The 22,434-nt window shown below is 32.6% G+C and carries 14 protein-coding genes; 7 read left to right on the top strand and 7 right to left on the bottom strand.

Features of this window, described 5'->3' with window-relative positions; genetic code table 11:
• Nucleotides 1-4: 4 nt before the first annotated feature.
• The 5 genes from FUA26_RS02455 to FUA26_RS02435 form a co-directional block, all read right to left on the bottom strand.
• Complete coding sequence (locus FUA26_RS02455; protein WP_147131075.1) at nt 5-2,374, bottom strand: TonB-dependent receptor; 2,370 nt, start codon at nt 2,372-2,374, stop codon at nt 5-7.
• 76 nt (nt 2,375-2,450) lie between these two features.
• Nucleotides 2,451-4,661: an NADP-dependent isocitrate dehydrogenase gene (locus FUA26_RS02450; protein ID WP_147131073.1), complete on the bottom strand. Its 2,211-nt coding sequence runs from the start codon at nt 4,659-4,661 to the stop codon at nt 2,451-2,453.
• A 761-nt stretch (nt 4,662-5,422) separates the two neighbouring features.
• Nucleotides 5,423-5,776, bottom strand: a complete 354-nt coding sequence (gene rplS, locus FUA26_RS02445) for a 50S ribosomal protein L19 (RefSeq protein ID WP_147131071.1) — start codon at nt 5,774-5,776, stop codon at nt 5,423-5,425.
• A gap of 161 nt (nt 5,777-5,937) precedes the next feature.
• Entirely contained in the window at nt 5,938-6,615 is a 678-nt protein-coding gene (gene trmD / locus FUA26_RS02440; RefSeq protein ID WP_147131069.1) for a tRNA (guanosine(37)-N1)-methyltransferase TrmD, read from the bottom strand.
• A gap of 120 nt (nt 6,616-6,735) precedes the next feature.
• Nucleotides 6,736-9,216 (bottom strand): TonB-dependent receptor domain-containing protein, encoded by a 2,481-nt coding sequence (locus FUA26_RS02435; RefSeq protein WP_222611745.1) that lies wholly within the window; start codon nt 9,214-9,216, stop codon nt 6,736-6,738.
• A 250-nt stretch (nt 9,217-9,466) separates the two neighbouring features.
• On the opposite strand from FUA26_RS02435, the gene FUA26_RS02430 reads away from it, so the two are divergent.
• The 6 genes from FUA26_RS02430 (at nt 9,467) to FUA26_RS02405 (ending at nt 20,122) form a co-directional block, all read left to right on the top strand.
• Entirely contained in the window at nt 9,467-11,422 is a 1,956-nt protein-coding gene (locus tag FUA26_RS02430; RefSeq protein ID WP_147131067.1) for a peptidylprolyl isomerase, read from the top strand.
• Nucleotides 11,423-12,274, top strand: coding sequence for a peptidyl-prolyl cis-trans isomerase (locus FUA26_RS02425; RefSeq protein WP_394344907.1), 852 nt, complete (start codon nt 11,423-11,425; stop codon nt 12,272-12,274).
• Nucleotides 12,258-13,694: a peptidylprolyl isomerase gene (locus tag FUA26_RS02420; RefSeq protein WP_317131280.1), complete on the top strand. Its 1,437-nt coding sequence runs from the start codon at nt 12,258-12,260 to the stop codon at nt 13,692-13,694. The genes FUA26_RS02425 and FUA26_RS02420 overlap by 17 nt, the downstream gene beginning before the upstream one ends.
• 3 nt (nt 13,695-13,697) lie before the next feature.
• Entirely contained in the window at nt 13,698-14,651 is a 954-nt protein-coding gene (locus tag FUA26_RS02415) for an AAA family ATPase (protein WP_147131064.1), read from the top strand.
• Between the two features lie 224 nt (nt 14,652-14,875).
• Entirely contained in the window at nt 14,876-17,656 is a 2,781-nt protein-coding gene (locus tag FUA26_RS02410; protein WP_147131062.1) for a bifunctional aconitate hydratase 2/2-methylisocitrate dehydratase, read from the top strand.
• Nucleotides 17,657-17,854: 198 nt separating this feature from the next.
• A complete protein-coding gene (locus tag FUA26_RS02405; RefSeq protein WP_147131060.1) occupies nt 17,855-20,122 on the top strand; it encodes an aconitate hydratase in 2,268 nt (755 codons plus the stop codon).
• 101 nt (nt 20,123-20,223) lie between these two features.
• Here the strand turns inward: FUA26_RS02405 and FUA26_RS02400 are convergent, their stop codons facing one another.
• Nucleotides 20,224-20,547 (bottom strand): YtxH domain-containing protein, encoded by a 324-nt coding sequence (locus tag FUA26_RS02400; RefSeq protein ID WP_147131059.1) that lies wholly within the window; start codon nt 20,545-20,547, stop codon nt 20,224-20,226.
• 114 nt (nt 20,548-20,661) lie between these two features.
• A complete protein-coding gene (locus FUA26_RS02395; RefSeq protein WP_147131057.1) occupies nt 20,662-21,336 on the bottom strand; it encodes a hypothetical protein in 675 nt (224 codons plus the stop codon).
• Between the two features lie 195 nt (nt 21,337-21,531).
• Between FUA26_RS02395 and mazG the strand changes: the two genes are divergently transcribed.
• Nucleotides 21,532-22,305, top strand: coding sequence for a nucleoside triphosphate pyrophosphohydrolase (gene mazG, locus FUA26_RS02390; RefSeq protein ID WP_147131055.1), 774 nt, complete (start codon nt 21,532-21,534; stop codon nt 22,303-22,305).
• Nucleotides 22,306-22,434: the final 129 nt, after the last annotated feature.

Raw genomic sequence — 22,434 nt, 5'->3', positions numbered from 1 at the left:
GATGTTAAAACTTAAAATTATATGATACAGATGGTACTATACCAAAAATGGCAAGTCTTGTAGCTTCATTTTGCATTTTATCAAAGTTTTTTCCGAAGGAAATAGATGCTGCATTTTTTCTGTTGTAAACGTTGTAAATACTAAATACCCAGTAACTTTTCCAGTTTTTTTCACGTTTTTGTTTTGGTGTATAGTTAACAGCTAGGTCTAATCTGTTATATGATGGCAATCTATTTTCGTTACGCAAGCCAAAGTTTGGAATATTAACACCATTGTATTCATATTGGCTGTTTGGAAATGTTACAGGTTGCCCTGTTTGAAACAAAAAATTAGCATTTAGTTTTACACGCTTACTCAAATTATAGCTAGATGTAATTGAAACATCGTGTGTTTTATCATAAGGTGTGTTATACCATTGGCCATTATTTATGCCAGTTTCGGTGGGTGTTCTGCCTTTTGTTTGTTGCTCAGATTTTGAAAGCGTATAAGCTATCCAACCTTTAAAACGGCCTTCGTTTTTTCTAAATAAAAATTCTAAACCATAAGCTCTAGCATTGCCATTTAAAATAACTTGTTCAATGGCATTATTAGCAATTAAATCAGCCCCATCAATATAATCTATTCGGTTTTTAATGGTTTTATAGAAGCTTTCAACTTCTAAAGAAAATAAATTATCATTAAAGTCTTTAAAATAACCAATGGCATATTGATGTAATTCTTGTGGTTTTATGTATTTGCCACTAGGTGTCCAAATATCTAATGGTGTTGGTGCATTAGTGTTTGATAGTAAATGTAAATATTGATACATTTTGTTGTAACTGGCCTTAACAGAGCTTGTGTTGTTTAACTGATAAGCCATTGAGAACCTTGGTTCTAGGTTAAAAAAGTTTTCAATAACATCACTACGCTTAAAGGTTTCAGTATCTATTGGATTAGCTTTTTCGTAAATTTTTAAATTGTTATTAAAAACTACTGCTTGGTTGTTGGCGTAAACGTTAAGTTCATCTTGCCCTAATCTTAAAAATGAGCTTAACCTCAGGCCATATGAAAGTGCTAATTTGTTGCTTATTTTATGTTCAACATCAAAGTACAAAGCGTTTTCAAGGGCATATTTATCAATTAATTTAAACGGATTAATTCCTGAACTTGAAGATGTTGGGTTAATTTCACCAGGATTGAATTTATGATAAATACTATTTATGCCATATTGAAGTTTTATTTTGTTGTTTATGTAATGTTTAAAATCATATTTAATATTGAAGTTTCTGATGCCAGATATCCAGTCAAATTCAACAAAATTAAGTTTTAAGTTATAATCATAATCTGAATATATAAGTGATAAATTTGAAAAAAGCTTATCTGAAAATAAGTGATTCCACCTAAAATTTAAAACTGTATTACCGTAGGTGTTTTCAAAAGTATCTTCAATACTAAACACATCTCTACCAAAATAGCCTGATAGATAAATGTTGTTATTGTTGTTTATTTTATAGCTTAATTTTGTGTTTAAATCGTAAAAGTAGGCTTTATTTTCAATATCAAAAATGGGTAAAAATAGGTGTGCGTAACTAGATCTTCCGCCTAATAAAAAAGAGCCTTTATCTTTTTTTAAAGGGCCTTCGGCCAACAACCTACTAGAAACTAACCCAATACCACCATTCATATGAAATTCTTTACTATTGCCTTCTTTTTGATAAATATCTAAAACCGATGATACGCGCCCGCCATAACGCGCAGGAATACCTCCTTTATAAAGACTTAAATCTTTTATAGCATCTGGATTAAACACAGAAAATAACCCAAATAAATGCGATGAATTGTAAATAGTGGCTTCATCTAAAAGAATTAAATTTTGGTCTGCAGCGCCACCACGTACATTAAAACCAGAAGCGCCTTCGCCAGCCGATGTTACACCAGGTAAAAGTGTAATGGCTTTAATTATGTCAGATTCTCCTAACACCACCGGAATTTCTTTTATGGTTGAAGAAGTGAGCTTATTAACGCTCATTTGTGGTTTTTTTATACTTAGTTTTTCAACGTTTTCAGTAATTACTACTGCATCTAAATCTTCAACAGTATTTTTTAAATTGAAGTTTTTAGTTATATCTGTGTTTAGCTGTATGGTTTCTTTTAAGGTAGTGTAGCCTAAATAACTAATTGTCATTTTGTAAGTTCCCTTAGGAAGGGTAATTGAAAAAAAACCATATTCGTTAGTTGTTGTACCGGTTTGTAAATCTGGAAAAATGATGTTTACACCAATAAGGGTTTCGTTACTTTTTTCTTCGGAAATGGAGCCACTTAATGTGAATTTTTCTTGCGCATTAATTGAAAAACAGAAAAAAACGGAGAGTACCCACAAATAATAGGATTTCATGCAATAACAATTTTTTATAAATGTATAAAAAAAGCTCCTAGAAAAGGAGCTTTTAACAAGTTGTTAGGCTTTTTGTTTAACCTATTATTTTATTAAATGTTTCGCTTGGTCTCATAACTTTGCTGGTTAAAGCTTCGTTAGGAATATAATAACCATCAATATTTGTTGGTGCACCTTGTATGCTATTTAACTCATTAATAATAGAGGTTTCATTAGCAGCTAGGGCATTAGCTATGGTTTCAAACTCTTGTTTTAAAGTAGCATCTTCGTTTTGGTTAGCTAAGGCTTCAGCCCAATACATTGCAAGGTAGAAGTGGCTACCTCTATTATCTAATTCGCCAGCTTTTCTAGAAGGTCCTTTTTTGTTTTCTAACAGTTTTTCAGTGGCATCATCTAAGGCTTCAGCTAAAACTTTAGCTTTGGCATTATTGTTAACTTCAGAAAAATGCTCTAGAGACACTGCTAAGGCTAAAAATTCACCTAAAGAATCCCAACGTAAGTGATTTTCTTCAACTAATTGCTCAACATGTTTTGGAGCAGAACCACCGGCACCAGTTTCAAATAAACCACCGCCATTCATTAAAGGAACAATTGATAACATTTTAGCACTAGTTCCTACTTCTAAAATAGGGAACAAATCTGTTAAATAATCACGTAAAACGTTTCCTGTAACAGATATTGTGTCTTCGCCATTTTTAATTCTTTCACAAGTAAATAGTGTAGCGTCAATTGGGGCTAAAATTCTTAAATCTAAACCGTTTGTATCGTGGTCTTTTAAGTATGTGTTTACTTTTTTAATAAGTTCGGCATCATGAGCTCTATTTTCATCTAACCAAAAAACAGCAGGTGTTTCAGAAGCTCTTGCACGTGTAACGGCTAGTTTTACCCAGTCTTGAATTGGAGCATCTTTTGTTTGGCACATACGCCAAATATCACCAGTTTCAACCGTGTGTTCTATTAGTGTATTGCCAGCTTCATCAATTACAGAAACCTTTCCGTTAGCTTCAATTTCAAAAGTTTTATCGTGTGAACCGTATTCTTCAGCTTTTTGTGCCATTAAACCAACGTTAGGAACCGTACCCATTGTTGTAGGATCAAAAGCGCCATGTTTTTTACAGAAATCTATGGTTGCTGCATAAACACCAGCATAACTACTATCTGGAATTATAGCTTTTGTATCTTGTAATTGGCCATTGGCATTCCACATTCTACCAGAAGTTCTAATCATTGCTGGCATTGAGGCATCAATAATAACATCACTTGGTACGTGCAGGTTTGTAATACCTTTATCTGAATTTACCATTGCAATTGAAGGCCCATTTTTATAAGTAGCTTCAATATCTGCTTCAATTTCAGCTTTTTTATCAGTAGGTAATTCGTTAATGCGTTCAAGTAAATTTCCTAAACCAGAGTTTACGTTCACACCTATTTTATGTAGTGTTTCACCATGTTTATCAAATACATTTTTGAAGTAAGCTTTTACTGCATGCCCAAAAATAATAGGGTCGCTTACTTTCATCATGGTACCTTTCATGTGTAGTGAAAAGAGTATGTCTTTCTCTCTAGCATCAGCTACTTGAGCTTCTAAAAAGCTTACTAATGCTTTTTTGTTCATTACTGTAGCATCAATAATTTCACCACTTAAAATAGGGAAACTATCTTTTAAAACGGTTTCAGTTCCGTTTGCATCAGTATGTACAATTTTAATATTTGTAGCACTATTTAATGTAACAGATTTTTCGTTATGAGCAAAATCATTGTCTTGCATTGTGGCTACGTGTGTTTTAGAATCGCTAGTCCACTCACCCATAGAATGCGGATTCTTTTTGGCGTAGTTTTTAACCGCTTTAGGGGCGCGTCTATCAGAGTTTCCTTCTCTTAAAACAGGGTTTACGGCACTACCTTTAATTTTATCGTAGCGGTTTTTTATATCTTTTTCAGTATCGTTTTGCGGTTCATTTGGGTAATCAGGAACTGCAAAACCTTTAGATTGTAATTCTTTTATAGCACCTTTTAACTGCGGAATAGAAGCACTAATGTTAGGTAATTTTATAATATTAGCTTCTGGTTTTTTAGCCAATTCACCTAATAATGCTAAATCATCTGGTACACGTTGGTCTTCGTTTAAATAGTCTGGAAAAACAGCTAAAATTCTAGCGGCTAAAGAGATATCTTTAGTTTCTATGTTAATTCCTGCAGACTTAACAAAAGCCTGAACTATAGGTAAAAAAGAACGTGTTGCCAAAGCCGGAGCTTCATCGGTTTTTGTATAAATAATTTTAGACATTAGTATTGCTTTTTTTGTTTAAAATGGTTGCTAAAAATTGTTAAATAAATAGAAGATACATTTTTAGCGATGCGAATATACAAAATTAGACTAGATATAGCAGGCTTATTATTAAATGAAAATGTTAAGAAAGCTATAATTGTTATAATGGTAAAAAACTGGTTAACCACTACTTTTTATGTAAAGAAAAGTGCCTTTGCTTGCTAAAAAACAAAAGCCATATCACTGTAGAAATTAATCTGCTTTGATATGGCTTTTTTTGTAATAGCTAGAAAGCTATTACAAAAGGAACATTTGTTAATTTTCAAAATGTATTGACCTAATTACCAAATGCTCAAAATATTGTTTTTCTTTATGCTATTAATAAAATTAAACTAATAGCATAGCTTAATTTACAGAATGTACTGGTGTTTAAGCTTTCAACTATATTTTGTATTTAATTTTCATAATATACAATTTAAATATAGTGTCATGGTTATAAATTATCACACATACACATGATATATTTAAAACCTCAAAAAAACAATAGTATAATAAAGAACGTTACATTATTTTAGATATACTTTAAATAATTTTGAAATGAAAACAATATTATGTTTAAGTATCTCTATTGTAAATATACAATTTTTTGTAATAAAAATGAAGTTGTTTAAGTTTTTAAATATCAACGGGTTATAAACTACAGTTATTAACTTTTGTTAATAACTTAAAAAGCCTTGATTGTTAAAATCAAGGCTTTTTTATATGTTTTGTAGTGAGTTTTACTTGTTTCTAAGCTCTTTAATTCTAGCTTTTTTACCAGTAAGACCTCTAAAGTAGAATATACGTGCTCTACGTACTTTACCACGTTTGTTAACTTCAACTTTTTGTAATGCAGGTAAATTTACAGGGAAGATACGCTCAACACCAATAGAACCAGACATTTTTCTAATTGTAAAAGTTTCTGAAGCCCCAGAACCTCTACGTTGTATTACTACACCTTTAAAAAACTGAGTTCTTGTTTTATTACCCTCTTTAATTTCGTAATAAACTGTAATAGTATCACCAGCACTAAATTCTGGTAAGTCTTTTCTTGTTACAAATTCGTCTTGTACAAATTTTACTAAAGATTCCATCTTTGTATTTATTTTATAAATGGTTGATTCAGAACAACATTCACGATTTTCGCCAGAGGTTAACCCGAAATTGGCTGCAAATATAATTAAAAAGTTATAAGTAGAAAGTAAAAAGGTTTAGTTTTTTGCTTTTAATTGTTGGGTGTTAGTGTTTATATATGTTAATCATCTAATAAATCGGGTCTGCGTTCTTGGGTGCGTTTATACGCTTTATTTTCGCGCCATTTTTCAATTTCAGGAAAGTTACCACTAAACAGTATTTCGGGTACTTTCCAGCCGTTGTATTCTCTTGGGCGCGTGTAAATTGGTGGTGCTAGTAAATTATCTTGAAAAGAATCTGTTAAGGCAGAGGTTTCATTGCCTAAAACACCTGGAATTAGCCTAATTACGGCATCGCAAAGTACGGCAGCACCTAATTCGCCACCCGATAAAACATAATCGCCTATAGATATTTCTTTGGTTATAAAATGGTCGCGCACGCGTTGGTCTACACCTTTATAATGCCCACATAAAATAATAATGTTTTCTTTTAGTGATAATTGATTAGCAATACCTTGGTTTAGGGTTTCGCCATCGGGTGTCATGTAAATTATTTCATCATAATGTCTTTCTGCTTTTAATTCAGAAATACATTTATCAATAGGCTCAATCATCATAACCATACCAGCGCCACCACCAAACTGGTAATCGTCTATGCTTTTATAATTATCGGTGGCATAATCTCTTAAATTGTGAAAATGAACTTCAACCAAATTAGCATCAATGGCTCTTTTTAAAATAGAAGCTTCAAACGGGCTTTTAAGTAATTCTGGTAAAACGGTAATAATATCTATACGCATTGCTGTACTTTATAATTAGCAAAGATAGTTTAATTGTTGTTTTTAAATCACCTAAAAACATAAATAGCGATTTTTGTTTTAGTAAAAATCGCTATTTAAATAAATTATAATGGGTGTGTTTTAAAACTCTCTTTTACCAAATTCGCTATCAATAAATTTAGCTTTGTTTTTACCATTTTTAAAGGTGTAGGTTAAGTTTAGTGTAACCATATCTACCTCATAAATGTAATTTGTTGTGGTGAAAAATTCGTTGGGCCTAAAGGTTGTAATGCGTTGCTCATTAGTATCTAAAAGTCCCATATCAATATTTTGCCATTGTAGGGTAGCTGTTAGTCTGTTATCTAAAAATGCTTTTTGAAAAGTTAAGTTTGGTGAGTAGTAGCGCGAGTCTTCACCTTGCGCTGTAACTCTATCAGATAAATAATTGAAAGTGAATTGTAATGAGGCGTTTTCCCAAAAACTGTATGTAGAATTTAAGTTAATAGAGTACATGGTGGCTTCAGAGTTCACATCTCTACTATCAAATTCGCCATCAATTTTATAATTATAAATATTTGCACCAATAAAATTGCTCCAGTTTTTTGTTGGTTTTAGGTTGGCGCCAACTTCAATACCAATAGCTTTGGCATTACCTACATTTGAATAAATTCTGTTTAAAATAGTATCATTATAAATAGTATTTACTCTGTTTACCAAGTTTTTTACGTTTCTAAAGTAACCTGTAGCAAAAATTGAATTACCGCCTTTTATTTTTTTAGTAATGCCAAGTTCAACTAAATCAATAAATTCTGGTTTAAGATTTGGGTCACCTTGTTCTAAAGTTTCAGAGTGTTCACGCTCAGGAAACGGATTCATTTTAAAGGTTGTTGTGCGCTCTACACGTTTGCTATAAGCGGCTTTTATGTTTGTTTTGTCATTTATTTCATATTGAATAGAGGCTGAAGGATATAGTTTTGTAAAGTCATATTCATAGGTTTCATCTATGGTATTGGCTTTATCTTTTAAATCTAAAGTTCTATCACTAACTTCAACTCTGGCACCGGCGCTGTAATTCCATTTTCCTTTTTTGCCTGTAAGTTGTGCGTAAGCAGCGTGAATACTTCGTTTTAAGTTAACTTCACTTGAAAATTCAGGAACTAATACAAAATCATCATTAAAATCTGTACGTCTTTCATATACAAAATCGCCTGTATGATCTAAATTTCTGTATTGATATCCTGTTTCTAAAGTACCAAAAGAAAAAGGCTTAAAACTATAATCTATTTGTGCTCTTACTCCGTTTAGCGGATTATCATTGGTATTGTATTCATCTTGATAAAGAATTGAATTATCCGGGTGTCCTAAATTTTGGTTAACCGTTGGGCCACCTAAAAGTGTATATTCATATAGAAATGATGTAGATAATTTAGAGTTGTTATTAAAAGTGTGTGCATAATCAAAACTACCCAAAGCAAAATCACTTTTTCTAATTCTTAAATTATGATTGAAATATTGAAACGTGTAATCTCTATCAGCATTGGTACCGTTGGCAGGTGTTATAGCATGGTTATCAAAATACACAATATCAGCTAAACGATCTTTACTGCGTTTACCAGCAAAAAAGCCTAAAGAGAATGTGTTATTGTCATCTGGTGTAAAATCAACCGTAAAGCGTCCGCTATAGTTTTCTTCATCAAAACTACGTTCACCTGTTGATGGAAACTGGGTGCGTGTATTGTTAATTATGGTATAAACGTCACCTTCACGTCTTCCGCCTAAATCATTACGTTGGTAGCTGGCGCCTAAAGATACGTTCCATTTATCATTACGCATATTGTAAGTACCATCAATACCGTATCGTTGGTGTGCTTTATCATTATTATATGTTTCAATAGAAGGTAGCCCACCTTTAATATTTACTTGCCCAAAAGCACCATTTGTAGCGCCTTTTTTAGTAATTATGTTAATTAATCCTGCTTTTCCTTCCGGATCATATTTAGCTGAAGGTGCTGTAATAACTTCAACGCGTTCAATAGCATTGGCAGGTAACTGCGCCATTAAAGCACTAGCGTTACCTTGTGTGGGTTTACCATTAAGTAAAACCACAAAACCAGAGCTGCCTCTTACATTAATTTCACCTTGGCCATCAATACTTACAGAAGGTAAATTTCTAATAACATCAACACCCGATCCGCCTTGAGCGTTTTTAAATTTTTCGGTATCAAAAACTTGTCGGTCAATTTTATTTACAACAGTTGCACGTTCTGCTTGTACCACTACTTCGTTTAATGAATTACCTAGTTTTAATTTAATAACACCTAAATTAGTGGTGTTTTTGGTATTACTAATGGTTATGTTTTTTAAAGTATTTACATCATAACCAATAAAAGATGCTTCAATGTAATAAGTACCTTTTTTTAAGTTATCAAAAGTAAACTCGCCATCTATATTTGTAATAACACCTGTAATTAGTTCTTTTGTGTTTTGGTTAAAAATAGCAGCGGTTGCATACTCTAAAGGGGCGTTTGTTTCGTCTACAATTTTACCTTTTAGTTGCCCAAAAGAAAAGGTAAAGCTCATTAATAAAGCAAAGGTTGTTAAATGTTGAATAGTTGTTTTCATAAATTAAAATAGATTTCGGGGTGCAATTTACACCCATAAAAAGTGTAGTATTTGGTCTATTTGAAAAATTTATGGTACAAATGAATTAAGTGTGTTAAAAAGTGTTAAAACAAGATGTTTTAAATTTAATTGAGTAGCACAATTTTAATTAATTATTTAAGTTAATCAATTAAACGTTTGTAAAACTAGAGTCACTTGCATAATAGCTTTATATTAGTATTTTTGTAGCTGCTTTAATAATTTTTTATCCATGAAATTAGCACATTTATTTACATTAGTATCCATACTTTTTTTTAGTATTTGTAACGCACAATTAAAAACAGATGAAGTGCTTTTTACAGTAGCCAATGAGCCCGTGTATGTATCTGAATTTTTAAGAGTTTACAATAAGAATTTAGATTTGGTAAAAGATGAATCTCAAAGAAATGTAGATGAATATTTAAAATTATTTACCACCTATAAATTAAAATTAAAAGAAGCAAAAACACAGCAGCTTCATGAAAAAGCATCGTACAAAACAGAGTTAGAAAGCTACCAAAAGCAACTGGCTAAAAGTTTTATGAAAGATACCAAAGTAACAGATGCTTTACTTGAAGAGGCCTACCAAAGAATTTCATATGATGTTAATGCTAATCATATTTTAATAAAATTACCAGAAAATGCCAACCCAAGTGATACATTAGCTGTTTATAATAAACTTGTAAATTGGCGACAAACAGCTTTAAAAAACGGGTTTGAAACCGTAATGAAACAAAAGCACGATGGTAAAAACGTATATGGTGAAGCCTTAGGCTATTTTTCTGGTTTTAAAATGGTTTACAGTTTTGAAAATGCAGCATTTAACACACCTGTTGGCGAAATTTCAATGCCTTTTAGAACACGCTTTGGTTATCATATTATTCAGGTTTTAGATAAAAGAAAATCTAGAGGAGAGCGTACCGTTGCACACATAATGGTTACAGATAAAAAAGGCGATACTTTAAACAATTCTGAAGAACGTATACACGAAATTTACAACAAATTTAAGCAAGGTGAAGCTTTTGAAACCTTGGCTAAACAGTTTTCTGATGATAAAAATTCTGCCGTTAACGGCGGGGAAATGGCACCATTTACTAGCGGACAACTTAATGCCCCAGAATTTGAAAAAGTAGCCTTTGAATTGGAAAATATAGGGGATGTTTCTGAGCCTTTAAAATCTGCTTACGGTTGGCATATTGTCAAGCTAATTGATAAAAAACTAACACCATCTTTTGAAGATGTTAAAACCGATTTATTAGCAAAGGTGAAAAGAGACGATAGGTCAAAACTCATAGACGATGCTTTGTATAACAATTTAAAAAAGCAATACAACGTAACTCAAAATACTGAAGCAATAGCTTACTTTGCATCAATTTTAAACGAAAATTATTTTAAACGAAGCTGGAAATTACCTGAAACTTTTAAGGCGAATGCAACATTGTTTACAATAGCCGATACTACTTTTACCTATAGCAGCTTTGGTAATTATTTACTTAAAAAGCAACAAGGAAGAATTATTAAAAAACCATTAAACGCTTTTGTTAAAGAGCATTATAATACGTTTTTAAACGAAACTTTAGTAGCATATAAAGAAGAACATTTAGAGTTTGAAAATGAAGATTATGCGCATGTATTATCTGAATACAGAGATGGTTTATTGTTGTTTGATTTAATGGAAAATACCATATGGAATGCTTCAAAAACAGACTCTGTTGCCATTAAGCAATTCTACCAAAACCATAAAGACAACTACAAAACCCCACAACAAATAGATGCGGTTGTAGCTTCGGCTTCAAAACAGAAAACATTAAAAAAAGTAGCTAAATTGTTAAATAAAGGCGTGGCCGTAAATACAATAAAATCACAGTTAAATACCAACGGTAATACTAATGTAATATTTACAACTGCGGTTATAGATGCTAATGATGCCTTATTGCCTAAAAACATACCGTTTAAAGAAGGAATTTCTAAAGTATACGCACATAATGATGCTTACGTTTTAGTGCAAATTAATAAAGTGCTACCACAAACACATCAATTATTTGAAGAGGCTAAGGGTAATGTAATAAGTGATTATCAAACATTTAAAGAAAATAATTGGGTAAATACCTTAAAACAAAAGTACCCAATACATGTAAACCAAGCTGTGTTAAAAAACGTAAAATCTATAATAAAAAATAAAAGCTAAGTGCGTAGTAGGAGTGTTGTAATTTTTGGGATGTTGTTAATGGTATCTTGTAACTTTTTTAAAAGTACAGATACGCAAACTGCTATAGCTAGAGTTAATGAGTCATATTTGTATTATGATGATATTAAGCACTTGGTTTCGCCAGAAACTAGCACTCAAGATAGTACGCTTATTATTCAAAACTATATAAATAAATGGGCAAGACAACAGCTTTTAGTTGACGGAGCAAAGCGTAATTTAAGTGAGTCAAAACAAGAGGCTTTTAATAAGCTTGTAAACCAGTATAAAAATGATTTGTACACCAAAGCTTACATGGAAGCTCTTGTAAAACGCAGTGTAGATACCGTTGTTAATGTTGCTGAAGCTGAAGCATATTATGAAAACAACAAAGAGGTGTTCAAACTCAATGAAGACCTCGTTAAGTTTAGGTACATTCACGTAAAAGAAAACATACTAGATTTTAAACAAATTAAAGAAAAGTTTGAACGTTTTAACGAAGCTGATAAAAAGGAATTAGATTCTATTTCAATACAGTTTACATCATATTCTTTAAATGATTCTATCTGGATTAAGTTTGGTCAGGTAATTGATAAAATACCAGTAGTTACACCAGAAAATAAAAACGAACTGTTAAAAAAATCTAATTTTGTGCAACTCAAAGATTCATTAGGAGTATATTTGATGCAAATAAATGACGTGTTGTTAAGAAATGAAACAGCACCGCTTGAATATGTAAAGCCTACAATAGATCAAATAGTTATTAATAAACGAAAACTAGAACTTATTAGGCAGTTAGAAAAAGATATTACTAAAGATGCTATTAAAAACAAACAATTTGAAATTTATAAATAATACACTAACCGTAAAGGTTTTATTTACAGTGATTTTAACTGTAAATACATTATCTGCACAAGAAATTATTGAAGATAAAGTTGAAGAAAAATCAACTAAAAAAACAGATAGTGTTTCATCAGCATTTCAATCGGTAAAGGTAGATGGCGTTGCAGCTGTAGTTGGAGATTTTATTATTTTAGAGTCTGATATTCCAAAAGAAAGAGAACAAATACAAGCAGCAGGAGGTAACGTTGATGGTGTAACAGATTGTGAGTTAATGGGCTCATTGCTAGAAAATAAACTGTATGCACACCATGCCATACAAGACAGTATTCAAGTATCTGATGCTGAAATTAGAGGACAGGTAGATTATCAAATTCAGCAGTTTTTACAATATTTTGGAGGCAACATGGATAAGCTTCTTAAATATTATAAAAAAGAAGATGAGCAAAGTTTTAGAGATGAAATGTTCGAAATCAATAAAAACAATCAATTAGCATCAAAAATGCAAGCTAAAATTGTTGAAGAAATTGAAATTACACCAGAAGAAGTAAGAGAATATTTTGATAAAATACCTAAAGATCAGCGTCCTGTTTTCGGTACCGAATTAAAAGTATCACAAATTGTAGCAGAACCTAAAGTATCTGAAGAAGAAGAACAACGCATAATTGATAGGCTAAATGGTTTTAGAGAAGATGTAATGGAAAGAGGCGCAAGCTTTAGGTCTAAAGCCGTACTTTATGGCGAAGATCCGGGGCTGAAACAATCAGGTTACATTTATACTTTAGATAGAAAAAAGCCAAGAATGGTTAAAGAATTTAGGCAAGCAGCCTTTGCTTTACAAGAAGGTGAAGTATCTGAACCTTTTAAAACAGATTTTGGATACCACATTGTGTATTGTCAAAAAATTAGAGGCCAACAGTACGATGTTAGTCATGTGCTTTTAAAACCAAAAGTATCAAATGATGCTATAAAAGAAGCTAAAGAACGCCTTGAAAAAGTAAGACAACGTATTGTTGATGGAGACATTACATTTGCAGAAGCAGCCAAGGAAGCAAGTGATGAAAAAGAAACTAAAAATGATGGCGGACAGTTAATTAACCCAGAAACACAAGATTATAATTTTGAATTAACAAGAATGGACACAGGGCTTTACGCACAAATTCAAAATTTAAAAGACAACGAAGTAAGTTTGGTGTTAAAAGATGAAGATAATAGAGGTAATACCAAGTATAAAATTTTAATGGTCACCGATAGAATTGACGAGCATCAAGCTGATTACGCAAGAGATTTCTTAAAAATAAAAGAGTTAGCATTAAAAGAAAAAAAGCTTAAAGCCATTGCCGATTGGCAGTCTGAAAAAATAACAGATACCTACATAAATATTAACGGCACTTATAGAGATTGTAACTATACAAGTAACTGGTTAAAAAAATAGTATATGTCTGACGTAGCCGCAATTGAACAATTTGTAAATAAGTATAAAGCATTAAAGCAAGAAATTGCTAAAGCTATTGTTGGTCAAGATGAGGTTATAAACCAAATACTCATCTCTATTTTTTCAGGTGGGCACTCACTATTAATTGGTGTTCCTGGTTTAGCTAAAACCTTAATGGTAAATACCATTGCACAAGCTTTGGGTTTAGATTTTAAGCGTATACAGTTTACACCAGATTTAATGCCAAGTGATATTTTAGGTAGCGAAATCCTTGATGAAGATCGTCATTTTAAATTTGTAAAAGGTCCCATTTTTGGCAATATTATTTTGGCAGATGAAATTAACCGTACACCACCAAAAACGCAGGCAGCACTTTTAGAGGCAATGCAAGAACGAGCTGTAACGGTTGCAGGGCATCATTATAAACTAGATTTACCTTATTTTGTATTAGCCACCCAAAACCCTATTGAGCAAGAAGGAACATATCCATTGCCAGAGGCTCAGTTAGATAGGTTTATGTTTGCTATTAATTTAGAGTATCCTTCGTTTGAAGAAGAAGTTGAGGTGGTAAAAGCCACAACAAGTAATAATAAGCCAGCAATAAATTCACTTTTTACGGCATCTGAAATTACTACATTCCAAGAAGTTATTAGGCGTATTCCTGTGGCCGATAATGTTGTAGAGTATGCTGTGAAAATGGTAGGAAAAACAAGACCAAATAGTAACACAGCAGCAGATTTAGTAAAACAATATATAGATTGGGGAGCAGGCCCAAGAGCATCACAAAACTTAATTTTAGCAGCAAAAACGCATGCGGCTATTCATGGTAAATTTTCACCAGATATTGAAAATGTTCAGGCTGTTGCGCATAGCATCCTTCGTCATAGAATAATAAAAAACTACAAAGCCGAAGCTGAGGGTGTTTCAGAAAATGAAATCATAAGCAGTTTATTTTAAAATTTAAGCCTTATTTTTTTGTGAATTACGCATAATTAAGTGTTAAAAATTAGAAAAATCTCAGTCATTTTATTTTAAAATACCACTATAATCAAAATGTATTATAAGTGATTGTATTCGCATGTTTATTTTTAAATCTTTGTATTAATTTCGTATTTTGCGAAGCTTTTTTTAGCAAAAAGTAAACAGTTTCAACCCAACTTAAACATTGAAATATTTCTTTTATGAATACCTATAATGATTATCTCAAGGAGATAGAAGCGCGTAAAGCGCAGGGGCTAAACCCTAAGCCTATTGATGGCAGTGAATTGTTATCTGAAATTATTGCACAAATTAAAGATGTAAACAACCCACATCGTAAAGATTCACTACAATTTTTTATTTACAATACATTACCTGGAACCACAAGTGCTGCAGGTGTTAAAGCTAAATTTTTAAAAGAAATTATTCTTGGTGAAGCTGTTGTTGAAGAAATTTCACCAGCCTTTGCATTTGAGCAATTGTCTCATATGAAAGGTGGGCCTTCAATTGGAGTATTGTTAGACTTAGCGCTAGGAAATGATGAAGCTATTGCTTTACAATCCGCTAAAGTTTTAAAAACACAAGTATTTTTATACGAAGCCGATACAGAACGATTAGAAACTGCTTACAAAAACGGTAGTGCAATTGCTAAAGATATTATTGAAAGCTACGCTCAAGCAGAATTTTTCACGAAACTTCCTGAGGTAGAAGAAGAAATTCAAGTTGTAACTTACATTGCTGGTGTTGGTGATATTTCTACCGATTTATTATCACCGGGTGCAGATGCACATTCTCGTTCAGATAGAGAATTACATGGTCAATGTATTTTTGAGCACAATAAAGATATGCAACAAGAGGTGTTGGCTTTAAAAGAGCAACACCCCGATAAACGCGTTATGTTAATTGCCGAAAAAGGAACTATGGGTGTTGGTTCATCACGTATGTCTGGTGTTAACAACGTAGCACTTTGGACAGGGATTTCATCATCACCATACGTACCATTCATAAATATTGCGCCAGTAATTGCTGGTACAAATGGTATTGCTCCAATTTTCTTAACAACAGTTGGCGTAACTGGTGGTATTGGAATCGATTTAAAAAACTGGGTTACTAAAAAAGATGCTGATGGTAATACGGTTTATGATAAAGATGGTGAGCCTGTTTTAGAGCAAGTATATTCTGTAGAAACAGGAACAGTACTTACTATAAATACAAAAACAAAAAAATTATACAACGGCGACAAAGAACTTAAAGATATTTCTACAGCTTTAACTCCTCAAAAAATGGAGTTTATCAAGGCTGGTGGGTCTTACGCGGTTGTTTTTGGTAAAAAATTACAAACCTTTGCTGCCAAAGTTTTAGGTATTGAGGCGCCACAGGTATATGCAGCGTCTAAAGAAATTTCTATTGAAGGTCAAGGTTTAACCGCTGTAGAGAAAATTTTCAATAAAAATGCAGTTGGTACAACACCAGGTAAAACATTACATGCAGGTTCTAACGTTCGTGTAGAGGTAAACATTGTTGGTTCTCAAGACACTACAGGTTTAATGACTTCGCAAGAATTAGAAATGATGGCAGCTACGGTAATTTCACCAATTGTTGATGCTGGTTATCAGTCGGGTTGTCATACCGCTTCGGTTTGGGATGACAAATCTAAAGCTAACATTCCGCGTTTAATGAAGTTTATGAATGACTTCGGATTAATTACTGGTCGTGATCCTAAAGGACAATATCATGCCATGACCGATGTTATTCACAAGGTATTAAACGATATTACGGTTGATGATTGGGATATCATTATTGGTGGAGATTCGCATACACGTATGTCTAAAGGTGTTGCTTTTGGTGCCGATTCTGGTACTGTGGCCCTAGCTTTAGCAACAGGTGAAGCAACAATGCCAATTCCAGAGTCTGTAAAAGTAACATTTAAAGGTAACATGAGAAGCTACATGGATTTCCGTGATGTAGTACATGCAACTCAGCAGCAAATGTTAAAGCAGTTTGAAGGTGAAAATGTATTCCAAGGTCGTGTAATAGAAGTACACATTGGTACATTAACATCAGATCAAGCCTTCACGTTTACCGATTGGACTGCAGAGATGAAAGCTAAAGCGTCTATCTGTATTTCAGAAGATGAAACCTTAATAGAATCTTTAGAAATTGCTCGCGATCGTATCCAAATAATGATTGAAAAGGGTATGGATAACGAAAAGCAAATGCTTCAAGGTTTAGTTGATAAAGCAAACAACAGAATTCAAGAACTTAAAACAGGTATTAAATCGGCCTTAAAGCCAGACGCAAGTGCTAAGTATTATGCAGAAGTGGTTATCGATTTAGATGAAATTGCAGAACCAATGATTGCCGATCCTGATGTGAATAACGAAGATCCTTCAAGACGTTACACACACGATACCATCAGGCCATTATCATATTACGGAGGCACAAAACAAGTTGATTTAGGTTTTGTAGGCTCTTGTATGGTTCACAAAGGCGATATGAAGATTTTAGCACAAATGCTTAAAAATATTGAAGCACAACAAGGTAAAGTTGAATTTAAAGCACCTTTAGTAGTTGCACCACCAACTTACAACATTGTTGATGAGTTAAAAGCCGAAGGCGATTGGGAAGTATTACAAAAGTACTCTGGTTTTGAGTTTGATGATAATGCACCAAAAGGTTTGGCTCGTACTAAATACGAAAACATGTTGTATTTAGAGCGCCCGGGTTGTAACCTATGTATGGGTAACCAAGAAAAAGCAGAACCAGGTGATACGGTTATGGCTACTTCTACACGTTTATTTCAAGGGCGTGTGGTAAAAGATTCTGGAGAGAAAAAGGGTGAATCATTATTATCATCTACTCCAGTTGTAGTATTATCTACTATTTTAGGAAGAACTCCAACTATGGAAGAATACGAAAAAGCTGTTGATGGTATTGTTTTAACTAAATTTAAACCATCACAAAAGCAATTAGTACTTCAATAAAATACAATAAACATACATGTATAAAGCCCAAAGTAATCCTTTGGGCTTTTTTATTAACCTTTTCTTATGATATTTTTTTTAATATTTTATTTAACTTGAACACAATCTAAATTAAGGTGGTATATCAGTATAATAGATACTTATATCACTTTTTTTTAATATTTTAGTTTGATATAAATAAGAAAAAAAGAAAAATTTATGGCATTTGATATTGACATGATTAAAGGAGTTTATGCTACTATGGCTGAACGTGTAGATAAAGCACGCGAAGTTGTGGGTAAACCATTAACATTATCTGAAAAAATATTATACAATCATTTATGGGATGGAACGCCTACCAAAGCGTTTGTTAGAGGTAAAGATTATGTAGATTTTGCCCCAGATAGAATTGCTTGTCAAGATGCAACTGCACAAATGGCCTTATTGCAGTTTATGCAAGCAGGAAAGCCCAAAGTAGCAGTGCCAACCACGGTACATTGTGATCACTTAATTCAAGCAAAAGAAGGTGCTGAAAAAGATTTAAAACACGCCAATAGTGTTAGTAGTGAAGTGTTTGATTTTTTAGAGTCGGTTTCAAATAAATACGGTATTGGTTTTTGGAAACCAGGAGCAGGTATTATTCACCAAGTAGTTCTAGAAAATTATGCGTTTCCAGGCGGAATGATGATTGGTACAGATTCACATACAGTTAACGCAGGTGGATTAGGAATGGTTGCTATTGGAGTTGGAGGAGCCGATGCGGTTGATGTAATGGCAGGTATGGCTTGGGAGCTTAAATTTCCTAAGTTAATTGGTGTTAAGTTAACAGGTAAATTATCTGGGTGGACAGCGCCAAAAGATGTTATTTTAAAAGTAGCAGAAATACTTACCGTAAAAGGTGGAACTGGTGCTATTGTTGAATATTTTGGTCCTGGAGCCACAGCCATGTCATGTACAGGTAAAGGTACTATTTGTAATATGGGTGCCGAAATTGGTGCTACCACATCAACTTTTGGTTACGACGAATCTATGGAGCGTTATTTACGCGCTACTGATAGAAGTGATGTTGCTGATGCTGCCAATACTGTAAAAGAATATTTAACAGCCGACCCTGAGGTGTATGCAAACCCTGAACAGTATTTTGATCAGGTTATCGAAATAAATTTATCTGAGTTAGGCCCTTTATTAAATGGTCCGTTTACTCCAGATTTATCAACTGAAGTAGGAGCTGCAATGACAGAAAAAGCAGTTGCTAATGAGTGGCCATTAAAGGTAGAATGGGGCTTAATTGGGTCTTGTACTAATTCATCTTATGAAGATTTATCACGAGCGGCTTCAATTGCACAACAAGCTTTAGATAAAAACTTAAAAACAAAAGCAGAATTTGGTATTAATCCAGGGTCTGAGCAAGTACGTTACACTGCCGATCGTGATGGAATTTTACAAGTATTTGAAAAACTAGATGCTACTATTTTTACAAATGCCTGTGGACCATGTATTGGGCAATGGGCTAGATATTCTGATCCAAAAAACGCACCAAAAAACAGTATAGTTCATTCATTTAACAGAAACTTTGCTAAACGTGCCGATGGTAACCCTAATACACATGCTTTTGTAGCATCACCTGAATTAACAGCAGCTATTGCTATTGCAGGTCGTTTAGATTTTAATCCGTTAACAGATAAATTAATTAATGAAAACGGCGAAGAAGTTATGTTAGATGAGCCTACAGGTTGGGAATTACCACCTAAAGGTTTTGAAGTAAAAGAAAATGGTTATTTAGAGCCTTTAGCAGATGGTAGTGGTGTTAATGTTGTTGTTAAAGATGATTCTGAACGTTTACAACTTTTAACGCCTTTTGAACCTATTGGAGATACCTTAACGGGAGCTAAATTATTAATTAAGGCGTTTGGTAAATGTACCACAGACCACATAAGTATGGCAGGCCCGTGGTTACGTTTTAGAGGGCATTTAGATAATATAGCTAATAACACATTAATTGGCGCTGTAAATGCCTTTAACCAAAAAACAAACTTTGTTAAAAACCAATTAACAGGAGATTATGGTGGTGTGCCCGATGTACAACGTGCATATAAAGCTAAAGGTATTAAAACAGTAGTTGTAGGTGATCATAACTACGGTGAAGGGTCTTCTAGAGAGCATGCTGCAATGCAGCCACGTCATTTAGGTGTTGCTGCTGTTATAGTAAAATCGTTTGCGCGTATTCATGAAACAAACCTAAAAAAACAAGGTATGTTAGGCTTAACATTTGCCAATGAAAACGATTATGATTTAATTGAAGAAGATGATACCTTTAACTTTTTAGATTTAAATGAGTTTGCTCCAGACAAGCAATTAACAGTTGAAGTTGTACATGCCAATGGTAGTAAAGACACTATTAAATTAAATCACACATATAACGATGCGCAAATAGCATGGTATAAAGAAGGTTCAGCCTTAAATTTAATTAAAAAGCAAAATGCTTAGTTTTTACAACTAGGTTTATATAAATAAAAAAATCCAACTCATAAGAGTTGGATTTTTGTATTCTTTTTACAGAAATTAATTTTTTTTAGCTCTATTTAGTTTTAACTTGTTTGTTGCAAATTTTTATTTTTAGCTTTTAAAATAGCCAATTGTTTTTCTAAAAATGTAATGGCCTTTTCGGTTTTATAACTCGCTTTTGAGGTAAAATCTTTTAAATCCTCCTTCAATTTAGTTTTACCAGATTGTGCTGCTTTACTAATATCGTCTTTTACTTCATTAAAATCTTTAGTAATTTGGTCTTTTACATCTTTACCTTCTTTGGTAAGTTTATCTCTGGTTATTTTTCCTTTTTCAGGAGCCAATAAAATACCAATACCAGCACCAATTAAAGCTCCTACAATTAGGGTTCCTTTATTAATAATCATGTTTTTTCTTTTAAGTTTAATTTGCTTTTACTAGTTAGTAGTAAAAGTTTCTAGTTTGTTACAAACAAATTCAATGCCAAAAAGTTAAGCTTAAATTAAAACAAAATAGTAATACTATCTAAGTTGGTAGATAGAACAATAGCTATCAGAATTTTTTCCTAATATATTAACCGAGGCTAATGATGCTGCTAGCTTAAATGTAATAGTATCGCCCACAGTTAAATCTATAGTTGTAGATACTGTTCTAAAAGGAGAAGTTACATTAACCATAGCAACAGTTACACTAGTAAAACTCTGTTCTGCAACTAAAACATTATTTTTATAAATACCAATGCCAAAATCTGTATCAGCACTAATGGTTGAATTTATTCTTATTTGAGCACTTGCATGATAAATACCATTTTGTTTGGCTGTAAATGTATAAGTAGCAGGATCAAATTCATCATTAGAATCAATAATTTCATTATCAAACTCAACTAAAGTGTAACCAAAACCAAGGCTTAGAGTAATTAAATGAGTAACATCAGTAGCTGAACTAAATGAAGCTCTTACCATTGAGGGAATAGCTGCATTAACAATGTCATTAGCTTCAACTCTATTAACTATTCCGTCTCTAGAAATAACCATTATAGAGTCTTTTATAACTTCCATATTGGTTTCAAGGGTAGTAGTTCTAACTTTTAAGTTACCATTAACATCTAAAGTAGCTTCAGGGCTTGTTGTGCCTATTCCAACTTGGGCAAAAGTATTGATTGTAATTAGAAAAAAGAAAATAAAAGTTCTGCTCATAATTATAAAAATTTATAAAAAAAACGAGAGAAATTTTTTCTTTCAATTTAATAAAAAGAATATTAAAAAAGTTGATTGTATATTTTTTTTCGATGTAATGCTTTAAAAATTAATGTTTTAATAAATTACTTGTACTGTGGTATAAATAACACGTCAATACATTCAAAAGTTTTACTTTTACAAAAACACCAAAAAATGAACTCTAGAAAAAAACAGCTTAAAGCTTTTGATCGTTTATTAACAATTATGGATGAATTACGAGCGCAATGCCCTTGGGATAAAAAGCAAACCATGGAAACGTTAAGACATTTAACCATTGAAGAGACCTATGAGTTGGGAGATGCTATTTTAGATAACGATTTGGAAGAAGTTAAAAAAGAACTTGGTGACGTATTATTACACATTGTATTTTATGCAAAAATAGGTAGTGAAACAAACGATTTCGATATTGCCGATGTTTGCAATGAAATTTGCGACAAATTAATACACCGTCATCCACACATTTATGGAGATGTTACTGTAGAAAACGAAGACGATGTTAAGCGTAACTGGGAAAACTTAAAACTAAAAGAAGGTAAAAAAAGTGTATTGCAAGGTGTGCCTAAAAGTTTACCAGCTTTGGTAAAAGCAAACAGAATTCAAGAAAAAGTAGCAGGAGTAGGGTTTGATTGGGAAGAACCAGAACAAGTTTGGGAAAAAGTACAAGAAGAATTGCAAGAGTTTAAGCATGAAATACAAACACAAAACCAAGATGCTATGGAAAGTGAATTTGGCGATGTGCTTTTTTCTATGGTAAATTATGCTAGATTTTTAAATATTAACCCTGAAAATGCTTTAGAGCGTACCAATAAAAAATTTACAAAAAGATTTCAGTATTTAGAAGAAAAAGCAAAAAGTTTAAATAAAAATTTAAAAGATATGACGCTTTCTGAAATGGATATATTTTGGGAAGAAGCTAAAAAGCTTTAGTTTTTTTGTGAGAATGTTCTTCTTAAAATTTAAAACCATCTTAACATAAGTAATTTGCTATTAGTGGCCTCTTTTAGTAAATTTGCACCATGAACAAAATTCATAATAAGCGCAACGCCAGAGTTTTTA

The sequence above is a fragment of the Seonamhaeicola algicola genome, from assembly GCF_007997385.1.
GTDB lineage: Bacteria > Bacteroidota > Bacteroidia > Flavobacteriales > Flavobacteriaceae > Seonamhaeicola > Seonamhaeicola algicola.
This window is presented reverse-complemented; position numbering and strand designations above follow the sequence as displayed.

Excerpts from the sequence above, each read along its gene's own strand:
- FUA26_RS02435 (WP_222611745.1), bottom strand. The coding sequence starts at position 9,216 with ATGAAAACAACTATTCAACATTTAACAACCTTTGCTTTATTAATGAGC.
- FUA26_RS02400 (WP_147131059.1), bottom strand. The coding sequence starts at position 20,547 with ATGATTATTAATAAAGGAACCCTAATTGTAGGAGCTTTAATTGGTGCT.
- FUA26_RS02410 (WP_147131062.1), top strand. The coding sequence starts at position 14,876 with ATGAATACCTATAATGATTATCTCAAGGAGATAGAAGCGCGTAAAGCG.
- FUA26_RS02450 (WP_147131073.1), bottom strand. The coding sequence starts at position 4,661 with ATGTCTAAAATTATTTATACAAAAACCGATGAAGCTCCGGCTTTGGCA.
- rplS (WP_147131071.1), bottom strand. The coding sequence starts at position 5,776 with ATGGAATCTTTAGTAAAATTTGTACAAGACGAATTTGTAACAAGAAAA.
- FUA26_RS02395 (WP_147131057.1), bottom strand. The coding sequence starts at position 21,336 with ATGAGCAGAACTTTTATTTTCTTTTTTCTAATTACAATCAATACTTTT.
- FUA26_RS02405 (WP_147131060.1), top strand. The coding sequence starts at position 17,855 with ATGGCATTTGATATTGACATGATTAAAGGAGTTTATGCTACTATGGCT.
- FUA26_RS02415 (WP_147131064.1), top strand. The coding sequence starts at position 13,698 with ATGTCTGACGTAGCCGCAATTGAACAATTTGTAAATAAGTATAAAGCA.
- FUA26_RS02430 (WP_147131067.1), top strand. The coding sequence starts at position 9,467 with ATGAAATTAGCACATTTATTTACATTAGTATCCATACTTTTTTTTAGT.
- FUA26_RS02455 (WP_147131075.1), bottom strand. The coding sequence starts at position 2,374 with ATGAAATCCTATTATTTGTGGGTACTCTCCGTTTTTTTCTGTTTTTCA.
- trmD (WP_147131069.1), bottom strand. The coding sequence starts at position 6,615 with ATGCGTATAGATATTATTACCGTTTTACCAGAATTACTTAAAAGCCCG.
- mazG (WP_147131055.1), top strand. The coding sequence starts at position 21,532 with ATGAACTCTAGAAAAAAACAGCTTAAAGCTTTTGATCGTTTATTAACA.